Annotated in this window: 15 protein-coding genes, 1 tRNA gene and 1 pseudogene; 10 read left to right on the top strand and 7 right to left on the bottom strand. The window is 70.9% G+C overall.

Going from position 1 to position 15,403, the window contains the following annotated elements:
• Positions 1–103: 103 nt before the first annotated feature.
• The 3 genes from D455_RS0119420 to D455_RS0119410 are packed head-to-tail and all read right to left on the bottom strand — an operon-like array spanning position 104 to position 1,947.
• Positions 104–670 (bottom strand): hypothetical protein, encoded by a 567-nt coding sequence (locus tag D455_RS0119420; RefSeq protein WP_017572373.1) that lies wholly within the window; start codon positions 668–670, stop codon positions 104–106.
• Positions 667–1,545, bottom strand: coding sequence for an LLM class F420-dependent oxidoreductase (locus D455_RS0119415; RefSeq protein ID WP_017572372.1), 879 nt, complete (start codon positions 1,543–1,545; stop codon positions 667–669). The genes D455_RS0119420 and D455_RS0119415 overlap by 4 nt, the downstream gene beginning before the upstream one ends.
• Positions 1,546–1,560: 15 nt before the next feature.
• Positions 1,561–1,947, bottom strand: a complete 387-nt coding sequence (locus D455_RS0119410; RefSeq protein ID WP_017572371.1) for a nuclear transport factor 2 family protein — start codon at positions 1,945–1,947, stop codon at positions 1,561–1,563.
• A gap of 124 nt (positions 1,948–2,071) precedes the next feature.
• Here D455_RS0119410 and D455_RS0119405 point away from each other — a divergent pair, with 124 nt between their 5' ends.
• Positions 2,072–2,596, top strand: a complete 525-nt coding sequence (locus D455_RS0119405) for a MarR family winged helix-turn-helix transcriptional regulator (protein WP_017572370.1) — start codon at positions 2,072–2,074, stop codon at positions 2,594–2,596.
• 168 nt (positions 2,597–2,764) lie between these two features.
• On the opposite strand, the gene D455_RS0119400 is transcribed toward D455_RS0119405, so the two are convergent.
• Positions 2,765–2,971: a hypothetical protein gene (locus D455_RS0119400; protein WP_017572369.1), complete on the bottom strand. Its 207-nt coding sequence runs from the start codon at positions 2,969–2,971 to the stop codon at positions 2,765–2,767.
• Between the two features lie 144 nt (positions 2,972–3,115).
• On the opposite strand from D455_RS0119400, the gene D455_RS0119395 reads away from it, so the two are divergent.
• The 4 genes from D455_RS0119395 to D455_RS0119380 all read left to right on the top strand — a co-directional run bounded on the left by D455_RS0119395 (position 3,116) and on the right by D455_RS0119380 (position 6,408).
• Positions 3,116–3,188, top strand: a tRNA-Ala gene (locus D455_RS0119395).
• Between the two features lie 221 nt (positions 3,189–3,409).
• Positions 3,410–3,754, top strand: a complete 345-nt coding sequence (locus D455_RS0119390; protein ID WP_017572368.1) for an ArsR/SmtB family transcription factor — start codon at positions 3,410–3,412, stop codon at positions 3,752–3,754.
• Entirely contained in the window at positions 3,747–4,220 is a 474-nt protein-coding gene (locus D455_RS0119385) for an SRPBCC family protein (RefSeq protein WP_017572367.1), read from the top strand. Before D455_RS0119390 ends, D455_RS0119385 begins: the two co-directional genes overlap by 8 nt.
• 91 nt (positions 4,221–4,311) lie before the next feature.
• Entirely contained in the window at positions 4,312–6,408 is a 2,097-nt protein-coding gene (locus tag D455_RS0119380) for an ATP-dependent DNA helicase (protein WP_017572366.1), read from the top strand.
• Positions 6,409–6,578: 170 nt separating this feature from the next.
• Here D455_RS0119380 and D455_RS0119375 read toward each other — a convergent pair whose 3' ends face one another.
• Complete coding sequence (locus D455_RS0119375; protein ID WP_017572365.1) at positions 6,579–7,106, bottom strand: DUF6315 family protein; 528 nt, start codon at positions 7,104–7,106, stop codon at positions 6,579–6,581.
• Positions 7,107–7,288: 182 nt separating this feature from the next.
• Positions 7,289–7,639 (bottom strand): hypothetical protein, encoded by a 351-nt coding sequence (locus D455_RS0119370; RefSeq protein ID WP_017572364.1) that lies wholly within the window; start codon positions 7,637–7,639, stop codon positions 7,289–7,291.
• A 225-nt stretch (positions 7,640–7,864) separates the two neighbouring features.
• On the opposite strand from D455_RS0119370, the gene D455_RS0119365 reads away from it, so the two are divergent.
• Positions 7,865–9,505 carry a hypothetical protein gene (locus D455_RS0119365; RefSeq protein ID WP_241480281.1) on the top strand — a complete coding sequence of 547 codons (1,641 nt, stop codon included), beginning with the start codon at positions 7,865–7,867 and terminating at the stop codon, positions 9,503–9,505.
• A gap of 133 nt (positions 9,506–9,638) precedes the next feature.
• Here the strand turns inward: D455_RS0119365 and D455_RS35500 are convergent.
• Positions 9,639–10,073: pseudogene (locus D455_RS35500) on the bottom strand (aspartate/glutamate racemase family protein); the annotation flags it as partial.
• A 344-nt stretch (positions 10,074–10,417) separates the two neighbouring features.
• Here D455_RS35500 and D455_RS0119360 point away from each other — a divergent pair.
• The 4 genes from D455_RS0119360 (at position 10,418) to D455_RS0119345 (ending at position 15,373) form a co-directional block, all read left to right on the top strand.
• On the top strand, positions 10,418–11,869 hold the full coding sequence (locus D455_RS0119360; protein WP_017572362.1) for an FAD-binding oxidoreductase: 1,452 nt from the start codon (positions 10,418–10,420) through the stop codon (positions 11,867–11,869).
• A gap of 66 nt (positions 11,870–11,935) precedes the next feature.
• Positions 11,936–13,222 carry an SAM-dependent methyltransferase gene (locus tag D455_RS0119355; protein WP_017572361.1) on the top strand — a complete coding sequence of 429 codons (1,287 nt, stop codon included), beginning with the start codon at positions 11,936–11,938 and terminating at the stop codon, positions 13,220–13,222.
• Between the two features lie 176 nt (positions 13,223–13,398).
• Positions 13,399–13,884 carry a hypothetical protein gene (locus tag D455_RS0119350; protein ID WP_017572360.1) on the top strand — a complete coding sequence of 162 codons (486 nt, stop codon included), beginning with the start codon at positions 13,399–13,401 and terminating at the stop codon, positions 13,882–13,884.
• Between the two features lie 205 nt (positions 13,885–14,089).
• Entirely contained in the window at positions 14,090–15,373 is a 1,284-nt protein-coding gene (locus D455_RS0119345) for a sugar ABC transporter substrate-binding protein (protein WP_017572359.1), read from the top strand.
• Positions 15,374–15,403: the final 30 nt, after the last annotated feature.

The following is a 15,403-nucleotide window of genomic DNA, read 5'->3' as shown; positions in this document are numbered from 1 at the left end:
TCGCCGGTCTTCGACCGGCTCGCCGCAGCCCGCGGTGCTTTCTGGGGGCGCCCCGAGCCCCTCGATGCGCCGCTCGGCCCCGTTCCGTTCGCGGGACCGCCCTCTATCCGCCCGGCCGATCGGTGGAGGCCGATCGTGCTCGTGCGTTCCGCCGTGACTCCCCGATCCTGCCCCACGGTTTGAAGACGGCCAGCAGTACGGCGATGAGCAGGCCCGTGGGCGAGACGATCGGTGGGAAGACGAGGTTGGTCACCATCGCCGCGTCCGAGTGCCCTTCAATGAGGTTCCGGCCGTACTCGGCGGCCGCGGTGACCGTCGGGCTCAGCGACAACGGTACGAGGACGACGAACACCACGTTCACCACCAGTTTCGCGACCACCCACCAGTACCTCAGCACGCCGTACTTCGTGCCCAGCCCCAGGAGGACACCTGAGGCGAGGCACACCAGACCGGCGGTGAACAGTGGTCCGATCGCGAACAGCTCCAGTGTCTGGTAGGCGAGCGCGGCAGTACGAACGTCGTCGGTGAACAACGCGGTGAACACCAGGACGGCCAGTACGACGTCGATGCCGATCCATGATCCGGCCGCGACGATGTGCACGGACAGCACGGCTTTGCGGGTACGTGGTCCCAGGCGCCACCGGTGGACCGTGCGCTGGGGCTTGCTCATTCCGGGTCACCTCCCAGGGCGTCCACGGCGCGGGCCAGGGTGGCCACGCCCTGCTCGGTCCACGGGCCCTCGGTGATCACGACGATGTGCTCGACGCCCAGCGTGGCGAGGTCGGCGCAGCGCAGGATGAAGCTGTCGGGATGCTCACCCGGCTCCAGCCGTGTGCTCAGTGTCGTTTCGATCTCCTCACGTGGGCGGCCGACAGCCGTGCAGTGCTCGGCGAGCACATCGAGCTTGCGGCGCACGGTCAGACCCCCGTCGCCGACGTCGAAGAGGTTGCACGCGTCGGCGTAACGTGCCACCAGCGGCAGTGTCCGCTGTTCGCCCATTCCGCCGACGAGCACGGGCGGACGCGGACGGGTGATCGGCAGAGGTCGACCCACCGGTCGTCGTAGCTGGTAGTGGCGTCCGCGGAAAGCCGTGTCGTCGCCGGACCACATGCGGTGGGCGATCCGGAGGGTCTCTTCCAGCCGCTCGAAACGCTCGGCCGCCGCGGGCATCGGCAGGCCCATGGCACGCGCCTCGTCGTTGTGGTACCCGGCTCCCAGACCGAGCCAGGCCCGCCCTCCGGAGAGCACGTCGAGCGTGGTGACGGCCTTGACCAGCAGACCGGGCGGCCGGAACGTCACACCGGTGACCATCGTGCCCAACCTCACGCGCGTCGTCCGCGCGGCCAGAAAGCCCAACGTCGTGTAGGCCTCCAGCACCTCGGCATCGAGTGAGCTCCGCGGATCGACCTGGAGCAGGTGGTCGGCGACCCAGACCGTGTCCAACCCCGCGTCGTCGGCCGCGCGTACGACACGCGTCAGTTCATGGCGCAGACTGTCCGGCGCACCGGGCCATGCGTGGTTGGTCGCGTTCAAGCTGATACGCACGATTCCGTCGCCGCCTCAGTTCCCGGGCATCGGTGACAACTGGAGGTTGGCGATGCGCCAGGAGTGCCCGTCGGCGATCAGTGCCGCGGTGAAGCGGAACCGGCCGGGGACGGGGCGACCGCGATAGGTGGCGCGCTGCGCCAGTACCCCGTTGGCGATGGCCGTCTCCGCTCCGTAGTGGCGTACCGCGATCTCGTCGGCGGTGAACACCTCGTTGACCAGGGAACCGGAGTCATGGCGATCCAGCCACCCTCCCCGGTCGAGCTGGAAGCCGTGTGGCCCGATCCCGGCGAAGTCCTCGGTGAGCATTGCGCCCAAGGCGGTGGTGTCGCCTGCCTCCTCGGCCGCGACCCAGGCGTCGACCGCGCCGCGTGCCTGCGCCGTTCTCGCGTTCTCCGGCATTGCTCCTCCTTGGTCGAGGGCCGGTCCCGAGCGGACCGGCCAGTTCGCCTCCCGTAAAACGATAGGCACCGAACGGTTAGTCGTCAAACTATTAGGGTGCGAACTGGGTGGTAACCTTGCCGACATGCCGTTCCGCTCCGCCGGCCCTCCCCTCGGGGTCAGACTCGCCGCCACCGCCAAGGAGGTCAGCCACGCCTTCGACGAGGCGCTCGCCGCGACGGGGGGATCCCGCCCGAGCTGGCTCGTTCTCATGTCCCTGAAGGCCAGGCCGACGGCCAATCAGCGCGAACTGGCCGCCGCGGTGGGTATCCGGGGGGCGACGCTGACCCAGCACCTCAACGCCATGGAGGCCGAGGGCCTGTTGACCCGGCGCCGCGACCCAGGGAATCGGAGGGTGCACCTGGTGGAGCTCACCGAGGAGGGTGAGGCGGCGTTCCACCGGATGCGCGAGGTGGCGCTCGCCTTCGACCGCCGCCTGCGCGCCGGCCTCGACGAGGAGGACACCGCGCACCTGGAACGGTTGCTGGAAAGGCTCCGCGACAACGTCGCCGATCCGCCGGACGGGTCGGCGACGCGGGAGCCGCAGGACCGGGCGGGGCGGAACGAGCGGCGCGGAGCCGGAGGCCCGTGTCCCACTACCCGCGAGTGATGCGAGGGTGACCGAACGGAGACGCGACGCGGTTGTGACTCACCGGAGGCGCCGGGGGAGGTGCGGCTCCTGTACGTCGAAGAGGGCGCCATCGGTTGGGAGAGGGTGCTCTCGCTCGCCGCGGCCCGTGTGGAGGCGTCCCACCAGGGGCGCCGACCGGATCTTCCGTCACTCCGTGGAGGCGTCCCGCCCGTCCACGAAGGCGAGAAGCTCCGGGGCGTCGGAGGACAGGCGGTCCACCTCCTCGCCTCCGTCGCACCGGCACAGGGCCACCGTCACCCCGGACCCGGCCCGCTCCACCACCCGCCACACGGCGCCGTGCTCCTCCCAACGGACCAGCGTCTCGACGGGGTTCTGCCGTGATCTGTCGCTCATGCCCTTCCTGTGCCCCGTTCGAGGGGCTGACACCCCTGCGTGAACCGGTCCCCGGCGGCTGGGTGTGTGCGCTGCACGACACCGCCGCATGGTCAGGCCACCGTTTCGTGTCCGCTAGACTTGAACCGTTGCCGCGAGGCACACGGGGCTATGGCGCAGTTGGTAGCGCGCCTCCATGGCATGGAGGAGGTCTGGGGTTCGAATCCCCATAGCTCCACACAGGAGAACCGCTCCGCCTGATGGCGGGGCGGTTCTTTCTTTTCGGGTGGTCCGTCGCGTCACCAGGCGACCCCGTTGGGGCGCGGCCACGGCCCGGGCTTTCGACCGCACCGTTGCGGGGGCCTTCAGTGCCCGGTGCGTCCTTCACCTCTTGCGCCCGGCTCCGTTGCGGGCCATAATCAACATGTCGGTTGATTAACAGAGGGGTTGAATGCGCAGATGGCGACCGATCCGTTGAGCCTCACGTTCGCGGCGCTGGCCGACCCGACCCGTCGGGCACTGCTGGCGAGGCTCGCCGAGGGGGAGGCGACCGTCAACGAACTGGCGGAGCCCTTCCCCATCAGCCTCCAGGCGGTCTCCAGACACCTGAAGGTGCTGGAGCGGGCGGGGCTGGTCAGCCGGGGCCGCGACGCGCAGTGGCGCCCGTGCCGACTGGAAGCCGCCCCTCTGGAAGAGGTGTCGGTGTGGATCGAGCGCTACCGCCAGCAGTGGGAGGACCGCTTCGACCGGCTCGACGCGGAGATCCGCAGGATCCAGCGAGAGGGAGAGAACAGCCATGAGTGACCTGACAGTGATCGCCGAGCCCGGACAGCACGACATCGTCGTCACGCGCAGCTTCGACGCACCCCGCGACGTGGTGTTCAAGGCCATGACCGAACCCGAGTACCTCGCCCGGTGGTGGGGGCTCAAGGAGACCGAGACCGTCATCGACCGCGCCGAGATGCGTCCCGGCGGCTCCTGGAGGTTCGTCGAGCGCGCCCCCGACGGGCAGGAGTACGGCTTCCACGGCGTGGTCCACGACCTCGTCGCGCCCGAGCGCTTCGTGCAGACCTTCGAGTTCGAGGGCACGCCCGGGCACGTGTGCCTGGAGACCACCAACCTGGAGGAGAAGGACGGCCGTACCCTCTACACGTCGGTCGCGGTGTTCCAGACCGTCGAGGACCGCGACGGCATGCTCCAGTCCGGCATGGAGCACGGCCTGAAGCAGTCCATGGACGCTCTGGACGGGGTGCTGGCCACGGTGTCCTGAGAACCGCGGACCGGCCGGGCCCGTGTCGGTCCGGCCGATCCGGCCTGTGGACGACGCCCGCCCTGTCCTCCGGGGCCGGTACTGTCGATCCGTGGCAGAACTCCCCGACATCCCGACCCTGCTCGACGCGGCCGTCGCCGCCCTGGGCGGCAGCCGCCGCGAGGGCCAGGCGACCATGGCCGCCGCCGTGGACGAGGCGGTCGACAAGCGCGAACACCTGGTGGTCCAGGCCGGTACCGGTACCGGCAAGTCCCTGGCCTACCTGGTGCCCGCGATCAGACACGCGATGGCCAAGGAGACCACCGTGGTCGTCTCCACCGCCACCATCGCCCTCCAGAACCAGCTCATCGAGCGCGACCTGCCACGCCTGGCGCGGGCCCTCGCGCCGATGCTGCCCCGCGAGCCCACGTTCGCCGTCCTCAAGGGCCGCCGCAACTACCTGTGTCGCAACCGGCTCCAGACCGCGGACGAGGAGGCCGAGGACACCGAACTGTTCGACCCCCGCCAGCTCTCCTCGCTCGGCCGCCAGGTGGCGCGCCTGCACGAGTGGTCCGAGGAGACCGTCACCGGCGACCGCGACGAACTCGTCCCCGGCGTCAGCGACCTGGCCTGGCGGCAGGTGTCGGTGGGCGCGAACGAGTGCATGGGCGCCCGCATCTGCCCCTTCGGCCAGGAGTGCTTCGCCGAGTTCGCCCGTGAGGCCACCCAGGGGGTGGACGTGGTGGTCACCAACCACGCCATGCTCTCCATCGACATGTCGCAGGGCTACCACATCATGCCCGAGCACGACACGATCATGATCGACGAGGCGCACGAACTCGTCGACCGCGCCACCTCAGTGGCCACCGGCGTCCTGAGCGAACGCGTCGTCAACGCCGCCGCTAAGCGCGCCGCCCGCCTGGTCGAACCCGGCGTCAGCGAACGCCTGACCGAGTGCGCCGACGGCCTCGCCCTGATGTTCACCGAGTCGCCCGACGGACGCCTGGACCACATCGACGACGCCCTCGCCAACGCGGTCGCCGCCATCCGCGACGCGGCCTCGGCCTGCGTCACCGCCATCGGTCCCTCACCCGGGGAGCTGGACCCGGACGGCGCCAGCGACCGCCGCCTGGCCCTGGCCGCGCTCAACGAGGTGCACGACACCGCCGTCCGCGTCCTGGAGTCCTTCGAACCCGCCCTGCGCGACCGCACCGAGGTCGTCTGGCTGACCAAGGTGCCCGGCCGACAGCCCGCGCTCCACGTCGCCCCGCTCGGTGTGGGCGGGCTGCTGCGTGAGAAGCTCTTCGGCGACCGCACCGTGGTCCTCACCTCGGCCACCCTCACCCTGGGCGGCTCCTTCACCGCCCTGGCCAACCAGTGGGGACTGGGCCGCGAGGTCACCCAGGAGGCGGCCGAACGCGCCGCCGCTGGCAGGGATCCCGATCCGTCTCCCGCCCGGGACGACGCCTCCGAGGAGGAACCGGGCGACGACGATGACGGCCCCCACCGCGCCGCAGGGGAACCCCGCTGGCGCGCGCTGGACGTCGGATCACCCTTCGAGCACGCACGCAGGGGCATCCTCTACGTGGCCACCCACCTGCCCACACCCGGTCGGGACGGTCTCGCACCCGCCTACCTGGACGAGATCGCCGAACTCATCGAGGCCGCCGACGGCCGCGCGCTGGGCCTGTTCTCCTCCATGCGCGCCGCCCAGCAGGCCTCCGACGAACTCCGCGAACGCCTGGACCACCCGATCCTGTGCCAGGGAGAGGACTCCACCGGGCAGTTGGTGCGCGGCTTCGCCGAGGACGAGCGATCCTGCCTGTTCGGCACCCTGTCGCTGTGGCAGGGCGTGGACGTGCCCGGGCCCTCACTGTCCCTGGTGATCGTGGACCGCATCCCCTTCCCCCGCCCGGATGATCCACTGGCCTCCGCGCGTCAGCGCTCCGTGGCGGCCCACGGCGGCAACGGCTTCCTGTCGGTGGCCGCCACCCACGCCGCCCTGCTGCTCGCCCAGGGCACCGGGCGCCTCCTGCGCTCCACCGAGGACCGGGGCGTCATCGCCGTCCTGGACCCGCGTCTGGCCACGGCCCGCTACGGCGGTTTCCTGCGGGCCTCCCTGCCGCCCTACTGGGGGACCACCGACCCGACGGTGGCCAGGTCGGCGCTGCGCCGGCTGTCCAGCCAGCCCGAACCCGCCGCCGGTTAGACGGTGCCGAACGACGGCCTCCGGCCGCGGCGCCTTCCCCGTCCGGGCGTTCGGCGAGGGGACGTCCGAACCCTCCAGGCAGCGGAGGCACGGCGGCCGGGCGCCCGTGGAGGGCACCCGGCCGTGTGCCGTGCGATCACCGCGGGGAACTCGTGAGGGGACGGACCCCCTCAGCCCCGGGTGCGGTAACCGAACAACCGGACCGCGTACCCGGGGGAGTCGTCGTCCTCGGCCTCCTGGATGAACCAGCGATCGTCGTGCTCGCCCACCAGCAGCTCGTTCCACATCATGTCGATGAGCTTGAGGCGCGAGACCACGGACGCCTCGGGGTCCAACACGATCGAGTAGGCGTGGTCGGTCAGCCGTTGGGTCACCATGCCCACGGACTGCCCGTCCCAGATGGCCGGAACGGGGGCGTGCCCGATCTCGACCCCGCACAGCCGCAGCTGCTCCACCTCCTCGTCGAGGGCCTCGGCTGCCAGGGCGCCGTCCAGGCGAAGGGCGTCCTCCAGTTCGTCGCGCTCCTCGTCGGCGCGCAGGTAGGCGTGGTAGGTGCGGTAGCCGCACGTGCGGCACTTGCGCCAGACGACGCAGCGAGCCAGCCCGTAGGCGGACTGCGCCTCGCCCACACTCTGGTAGTCGCTCACCTCGCGAATCGTGCCGCAGTCGCAGCACAGGGCCGTGAGATCCTGCTTCATCAGAGTCCCCCCTCCGAGGCGAGTATGCGACGGATGAAGCCCGTTAGGGAACCCGTTCGGCGAGGAAGTCGCGGCAAGGAGTCGTCATCAATGCCCAAAATGACCTGGTAGAGGGTTTCGGACATGCCCCAACGGCGTGTCGGTGTGGCGAGTCTTACCTCCGCCCACTAGGGCACCGCGTATCACTCATCGTCCATCGCCAGGCCACGCTTGTTGCGGGCGCTCCAGTCGCGCATCCGCTGCGGATACCCGACGATCTGCACGTCGTAGGTGGGGATCGCCAGCTTGCTGGCCACCTTGCGGATCACCTCGGGGGAACCGCACCGGCGCCGGGTCCACTCACCGTCCGTGGCGACCGCGACCGCCGTGGCCCGCGTGGCGAAGGTCTCCGGCTCGACGAAGAACTCCACACCGACCCGACTCTTGGCGAAGTCGATCAGCGCCTTGATGTCCGAATCCTCTGTCGCCCGATCAAAACGGGCCTTGCCCTTGCGGTTGGCCTTGCGGAGTCCGAAACGGTCTCGCCATCCCATCGGCGCTCATGTCCCCTTGGTGGGTTCCGTACGGGTGCCTGTCCCGAAGCCTTGTGGTGGTACCCCGTCGGGGCACCGGCGGGGGTCTTCGAGTCTATCGGGCCGAATCCACCCCGAACGGACGCGTAAACCCCCACGCGGTAACGGTTTGCCGCGTTTTCCGGACAGTCCTGTCATCGCGCTGCTACGTTCTGTTCTCATGCGGCGTTGACAGGGGGTAGAGACATGCCGATGTGGACGTGGGCGGGGGAGACCGCACGACAACTCAGGGCGTCGGGGCAGGCGGAGTTGGCCGACGCGGTCGCGGACCTGCCCGTGCTCTGCGAGGCCGGGGAGGCGGTGCGCGTGGAGGCCGTGGCACGTTCGGCCCTGCGCGTCGCGCGCCGCCTGGTCGCCGAGACGGGCGCGACCGAGGCCGCGGTGCCGGGGCTCTTCGGCCCGCCGACCCTGTTCTTCCTCGCGCACTGGCCCCTGGCCGTGCGCGTGGGCGCCCTGGCCGAGGGCGGGCGCGCGCTCGCCCAGGTGAGCGCGGCGGCCGAGGACGAACCCGACCCCCACGCCCACGGTCCGCTTCCGGTGTCCCTGCTGGAGACCCTGACGCGCTGCCACGCCAACGTCGACGCCCGCGGCACTACCGACCTGCGCCGCGAGCTGCTGTCCACCCGGCGCCTGGCCGGCTGGGAACGCACCCCGGCCTGGCCCGCGTTCACCCTCGCCCGGGTGAACCTCCTCATCGACGAGGACCTGGCCGACCGCGCCGAGGCCGAGCTGCGGCGCTACGAACACACCGCCACAGGTCCGGCCGTGCTCGGCGCCGACGGGGTGTTCACCCTCGTCAGAGCCCTGCGCTACCAGGACCGGCACGCCGAGGCCCTGGAGGTGCTGGACCGGACGGAGGCGGAGCTGGCCCTGGACGAGGTCAACCCGCGCCGGGCCGCACTGCACCGACGCATCCGCTTCGAGCGTGCGCGGCTGCTGTCCTGGCTGGCCCGTCTGGGCCAGTGCCAGCCACAGGAGGCCATCGCGCCACTGCCCACGGTGGAGGAGGCGGAGGCGTACCCGAGCCTGCGGCCCGCCTGGGTGGAGGCGGTGGAGAACCTGGTGTGCCAGGGCGCCGTGCGCAACGACTGGCGGCTGGGTGTGCGGGTGACCACCTGGTCGCGGTACTTCGAGCGGGTGGGGGCGCCCCGCCGCGGTGCGGAACTCGCCCTGTCCGCGGCCCGCCTGGCCTCGGCCCGCGGGGCCCGCTGGGTGGCCGGCTGCTCCGCGCAGCGGGCGGAACGCCTCATCGGGGAGCTGGCGAACACCGCGGAGATCCTGGGGGACCTCGCGGAGGTGCGCGCCATGATCGGGGCGATGGCGCCGGTCCGGCCGCTGGCCCCGGCCGAGAACGTGCTGGAGTTCCTCCGGGCACAGCCCGCCGAGGAGGTCAACCCCGAACAGCAGGCCGAGCAGGTCAACGCGGCACTGGAGAGGATTCCGCACGACACCCCGCTGCTGACCGCGCTCGGTCAGGTCGGCCGCACCCTGATGCTGTCGGACGCGGCCACCGAGCCCCAGTGGCGGCACGTACGGGAACGGCCCGGGGACCAGCGCGCGGCCCTGTCACTGCTGGAGACCCTCCTGCACGACAACGACACCGTCGGGGTGCGCAACCTGGTGAGCACCCTCGCGGCCGGTGCGCTCGACGGCTCCGTCCCGGACGCGCCCGTGCGGATCGGGGCCGCGGGGCCGGATCCTCACGCGGTGGTGGCGCGCACCCCGTCCGCGAGCGAGCGCCCCGCCGGATNNNGGCGAGCGCGGCGGCGGGCAGCCGGGAGGGCCTCCCGCTGGCCAGTACCCGTATCCGTCCGGTCCGGTCGCTGACGGGGACCTCGCCGATCCGGCGCAGGGCCTGGGCGGCCACCGCGCCGGCGGCGGTGAACAGCGACGCCCGTCCGCCCAGGGCCGCGGAGATCCGCTCACTCACCAGGTCGTAGTGGGTGCACCCGAGCACCACGCCGCGTACGTCACCGGGGGTCAGTTCCGCGGCGTAGGCCACGGCGTCGTCGACGAGCCGCGGATCGGCCGACTCCACCGCCTCGGCCAGCCCGACGCAGGCCACCGCGGTCACCTCCACCCCGTGGGCGAAGGTCTCGATGAGCTGGCGCTGGTAGCCGCTGCGCGTGGTCGCGACGGTGGACCACACCGCGATCGGTCCTCCGGCGGCCGCCGCGGGCTTGATGGCGGGAACCGTCCCGACCACGGGGACCTCCGGCTCGAACTCGGCGCGGAGTTCGGCCAACCCGTGCACCGAGGCGGTGTTGCACGGCACCACCACGGCGTCCACCCCGGGTTCGCCCGCGGCCTCCCGGGCGGCCCGGGCCCCGGCCAGCGCGCGTGCGATGATCTCGTCCGGGGTGTGCGGGCCCCACGGCATGTGGTCCGGGTCCATGGACAGGAACAGGTCCGCGTCCGGCCGCGCGGCGCGCAGGGCCGCCGCGGTCGAGAGCATGCCGATACCGGAGTCAACGAGAGCGATACGCACAATCCAGATCCTACGACCAGCTCCGTACCGCACCGGCTGGCCGCCGCACGCACGGGCGGAACCGGTCCCTCCCCGGCGTGTCCCGGCACAGTCCCAGGTAGGGGGGACCGTGAGCAAGACACGTAACAAATAGGGTGGCACAAGGTCGTTACCGGTAGGTAGAACAGAGTGGATCGGCCCGTTCCAGCCGCCTTGCGCGACCGGGCCGATCGACACGCGCCTGTGCGCCTCGACACCGGAACGGGACTGGGATGACTCCTCAACAGCAGGGAACGGGCAGCGCCACCTCCGCCGGAACGCGGACGGGGTTCGCCGAGCACATAGCGGCGGTCCAGAAGCTGCGCCGCGACTACCGCGCACTGCCCGAGGACGCGCCGGTACGTCTGGCCAAGCCCACCTCCAACCTCTTCCGGTTCCGTGAGCCCACCAGCGCGCCCGCCCTGGACGTGTCCGCCTTCTCCGGTGTCATCGCCATCGACCCCGTCGAGCGCCTCGCCGACGTCGGCGCCATGACCACCTACGAGGACCTCGTCGCCGCCACCCTGCCGTACGGCCTCATGCCGACGGTCGTTCCCCAGCTGCGCACCATCACCCTCGGCGGCGCCGTCACCGGCATGGGCATCGAGTCCTCCTCCTTCCGCAACGGCCTGCCGCACGAGGCCGTCCAGGAGATGGAGATCCTCACCGGCGGCGGCGAGGTCGTCACCGCCACCCGGGACAACGAGTACAGCGACCTCTTCCACGGTTTTCCCAACTCCTACGGAACCCTGGGCTACAGTCTGCGCCTGCGCATCGAGCTGGAACCGGTCTCCCCGTACGTGCACCTGCGCCACCTGCGCTTCCACGACGCCGCCGAGACCATGGACGCCCTCGCCCGGATCTGCGCCGACCGCGAGCACGACGGGCAGCCGGTCGACTTCGTGGACGGGGTCGCCTTCGCCCCCGACGAGCTGTACCTGACCCTGGCCCGCTTCACCGACCAGGCCCCCTGGACCAGTGACTACACCGGCAACGAGGTCTACTACCAGTCCATCCGGAGCCACGCGGGCACCGGCCCGGGTGACTACCTCACCGTCAGCGACTACCTGTGGCGCTGGGACACCGACTGGTTCTGGTGCTCCCGCGCCTTCGGCACCCAGCACCCGCTGCTGCGCCCCCTGTGGCCGCGCTCCCTCAAGCGCTCCGACGTCTACCGCAGGCTGGTCGCCTGGGACCGGCGCACCGACTTCTCCCGTCTCCTCAACCACTACCGGGGCAGGCGACCCCAGGAGCCGGTCATCCAGGACATCGAGGTGGGCGTCGAGCGGGGCGCGGAGTTCCTCGACGTCTACCATGCCGAGATCGGCATGACCCCCGTCTGGATGTGCCCCCTCAGGCTCCGCGAACCCCGGCGGCCCGGCCTGGCCCCCGACGAACACGTGTGGCCGCTCTACCCGCTGGACAACGACCGCCTCTACGTCAACTTCGGCTTCTGGGGCATGGTCGACATGAAGCCGGGCCAGCGCCGCGCCCACCACAACCGCCTCATCGAGGAGACGGTCGCCGACCTGGGCGGGCACAAGTCCCTGTACTCGGACTCCTTCTACACCGAGGAGGAGTTCTGGCGGCTCTACAACGGCCCCGTCTACGCCGGGCTCAAGGAGGCCTACGACCCCGACGGACGGCTGCTCGACCTGTACGCCAAGTGCGTACACAGCCGCTGACGGCACGACACCACCGGGACGCGACCCGAGGGGATGGGCCGCATCCGCGAGAGGAAGGACAGAGCAATGCGGCTTGCAGAGATCTTCGAACGCGTCGTGGGACCCGACGCGCCCATCCGGTTCACCGCCTACGACGGCAGCAGCGCGGGGGACCCGAACAGCGACGTGGCACTGCACGTACGGACCCCGGTCGCGGTGAACTACCTGGCGCAGTCACCGAACGAGGTCGGCCTGGCCCGCGCCTACGTCTCCGGCCACCTGGAGCTGGAGGGCGACATGTACACCGCCCTCAGGCGCATGGCGGAGTTCGTGTTCACCGAGGGGATCAGCGTCTCCGTGCGCGACATGGCCGCGATCGCGAGGTCCGTGGGCTGGGTCAAGTTCGTCAACCGGGTCGCCCCGCCGCCCCAGGAGATGTCCCGGAGCCGCCTCAGCGGCCTGGGCTGGCGCCACTCCAGACAGCGCGACGCCGAGGTCATCCACCACCACTACGACGTCTCCAACGCCTTCTACGAGATGGTCCTGGGCCCGTCCATGACCTACACCTGCGCCGTCTTCGACGACCAGGACGCCTCCCTGGACCGGGTCGGCCGAGCCGACGGCGCCCTGGAGAGCGCCCAGTTCCGCAAGTACGAACTGGTCTCGCGCAAGCTCGGCCTGGAACCGGGTATGCGCCTGCTCGACGTGGGCTGCGGGTGGGGCGGCATGGTCATGCACGCCGCCCGCGAGCACGGGGTCCGGGCGCTCGGCGTCACCCTGTCCAAGGAACAGGCCGAGTGGGCGGCCAAGAGGATCGCCCAGGAGGGGCTCTCGGAGCTGGCCGAGGTCCGCCACATGGACTACCGCGACGTCCCCGACGGCAGCTACGACCGGATCAGCTCCATCGGCCTGACCGAGCACATCGGCGCCAGGAACCTGGACTCCTACTTCACGTCGCTCCACGACAAGCTCGTCCCCGGGGGACGGCTGCTCAACCACTGCATCACCCGTCCGCGCAACGACCTGCCGCCCATGAACAAGGGAGGCGTCATCAACCGGTACGTCTTCCCCGACGGCGAGCTGGAGGGCCCCGGCCGGATCCAGACCGCCATGAACGACGCCGGGTTCGAGATCCGCCACCAGGAGAACCTGCGCGAGCACTACGCCCTGACCCTGCGCCACTGGGGCGCCAACCTGGACCGCCACTGGGACGAGGCCGTCGCCGAGGTGGGCGAGGGAACCGCACGGGTCTGGCGGCTCTACATGGCCGGGTGCGTGCTCGGCTTCGAGCGCGACGTGGTGCAGCTGCACCAGATCCTGGGCGTGAAGCTGGACGGCACCGAGGCCCACGTGCCGCTGCGCCCCTGGTTCTGACCAGCACGTCCGCCGCCCCGGAGGGGCCGCCACGGCCCCGGACGGCACACCAGGCACGCCGGAGGTCCCCCACCTGTTCGCGGGCGGGGGACCTCCGGCCTGTCAGGGGTCCCGCGAGCCGTGTACGCGGCATCATGGACACATCCGTACCCGCACACCAGAAAGGGACCGACACCGTGTCCTCATCCTTCGACGGCAACACCGACGGGAGCACACCCGCGTCCGACGTGCCCGACCACGTCAAGCAGACCGCGATCGACCTGATCGCCGCCTACGCCGACCACAACCAGCAGGAACTCGACGCGGCCATCCCGCGCGCCGCCGACGACGCGGACGCCGTCGTCTCCGAGCTGAAGGTCGTCGCCGCGTTCCTCAGCCGCCGGGTGCAGCAGACCGGGGTGGTGTGGAAGCCCGCCGACTCCCGCGAGGCCGTCGCCCGCATGGTCGCCGAGATGCTCCCGCCCGAACTGGAGTTCGCCGTCTCCACCGCGTGGGAGGCCCACTCGGTCGGCGAGGAGGAGGCCGCCGAGCGCTTCACCCGGGGCGACCCCATGGTCTACGTGCACATGCTCGCCGCCTTCGGCGCGGCCATCGGCCTGGCCGTCTACAAGCGCGCCGAGCTCGTCGCCACCCTGCGCCAGGTCACCGGACTGGCTGAGTAGCAGCGTTTCACGCGGGAGCCCCGTGAGGCCGACGGGACACGCGAGACACGCGGGACCCGTTCCACCGGCCGCGACACACCGGACATGCCCTGTCTCCTAACAGCTCAGATACGAAAGGCAGTGGTTTACTTCACTCGACGCGGTTCTTTACGTAGGTTTCCTACCAACCCTGAGGGGACCCTCGAAAGGAACGGGAGGCGTGCCGATGGCCCGCAGACGAACACACAAGTACGTTCCGCTCCCCGCCGCGGCCGCGGCCCTGGTCCTGGCCGCGACGGCGTGCGGCACCGGAGGGAACGGTGCCGCGGGCACCGACAGCCTCCTGGTCTGGATCATGCAGGGCACCAACCCCGACGAGACGGGGTTCTTCGAGGCCGCCAACACCGCGTTCACCGATGAGACCGGCATCGAGGTCGAGGTCGAGTTCGTGCCCTGGCAGGACGCACAGAACAAGATCTCCACCGCCATCGCGGGCGGGACCATGCCCGACGTCGCGGAGCTCGGCAACACCTTCACACCCGGATTCGCCGACGCGGGAGCCCTGCACGACCTGTCCGGCTACGGCATCGACACCGACCGGTACATCCCCGGCCTGATGGAGATGGGCCAGATCGACGGGGGCGTCTACGGCGTCCCCTGGTACGCCTCCATCCGCTCCATCGTCTACCGCACCGACGTCTTCGAGGAACACGACCTGGAGGTCCCCGAGAACTGGGACGAGCTGCGCGAGACCGCCCTGACCCTGTCCGAGGCCGAGGAGGACATGATCGCCTTCCCCGTCCCGGGCGACGCCCAGTACTCGGTCATGCCGTGGATCTGGGGCGGAGGCGGCGAGATCGCCGTCCAGGAGTCCGACGGCACCTGGGTGTCGGGGATCGACAGCGAGGAGGGCCGCGCCGGGATGGAGTTCTTCACCGGCCTGGCCCTGGAGGACGACACCTCCACCACCGGCGCCGTCAACTGGAACGAGATCAACGTCATGGAGTCGGTCGCCGAGGGGGAGGCCGCCATGGCCATCCTCGGCAGCGCCAACCCCAAGGCCATCCTGGAGGCCAACCCGGACATGGAGGGCAAGCTCGGCGCCTTCACCCTGCCCGGCCAGGACGGCGGGTACATGCCCTCCTTCGCGGGCGGCTCACTGCTGTCGGTCTTCGAGGGCACCGGCAACGAGGAGGCCGCGTGGCGGTACGTCCAGCACCTGACCGGTGAGGAGTTCGCCATGCGCTGGGCCGAGGAGACCGGCTTCTTCCCGGGTGTGACCGACCGGGTCGACGCGTTCTCCGCCTCCGCCGACCCCATCCTCGAACCCTTCGCCGTCCAGCTCAGCGAGGCCAGCCGGGGCGTGCCCGTCACGCCCGCGTGGGGCCAGGTCGAGGCGCAGAAGGTCCTGGTCGGCATGCAGCAGGACATCCTCAACGGCGAGGCCACGGTGGAGGAGGCCACCGCGGACGCGGCCAACGAGATCGAGCGCATCCTCAACGGGGGGTAGACACGTGCGAACACCGGTCGGGCTGGACAC

Origin of the sequence: Nocardiopsis halotolerans DSM 44410 (assembly GCF_000341065.1) — a bacterium.
GTDB classification, from domain to species: Bacteria; Actinomycetota; Actinomycetes; order Streptosporangiales; family Streptosporangiaceae; genus Nocardiopsis; species Nocardiopsis halotolerans.
This window is presented reverse-complemented; position numbering and strand designations above follow the sequence as displayed.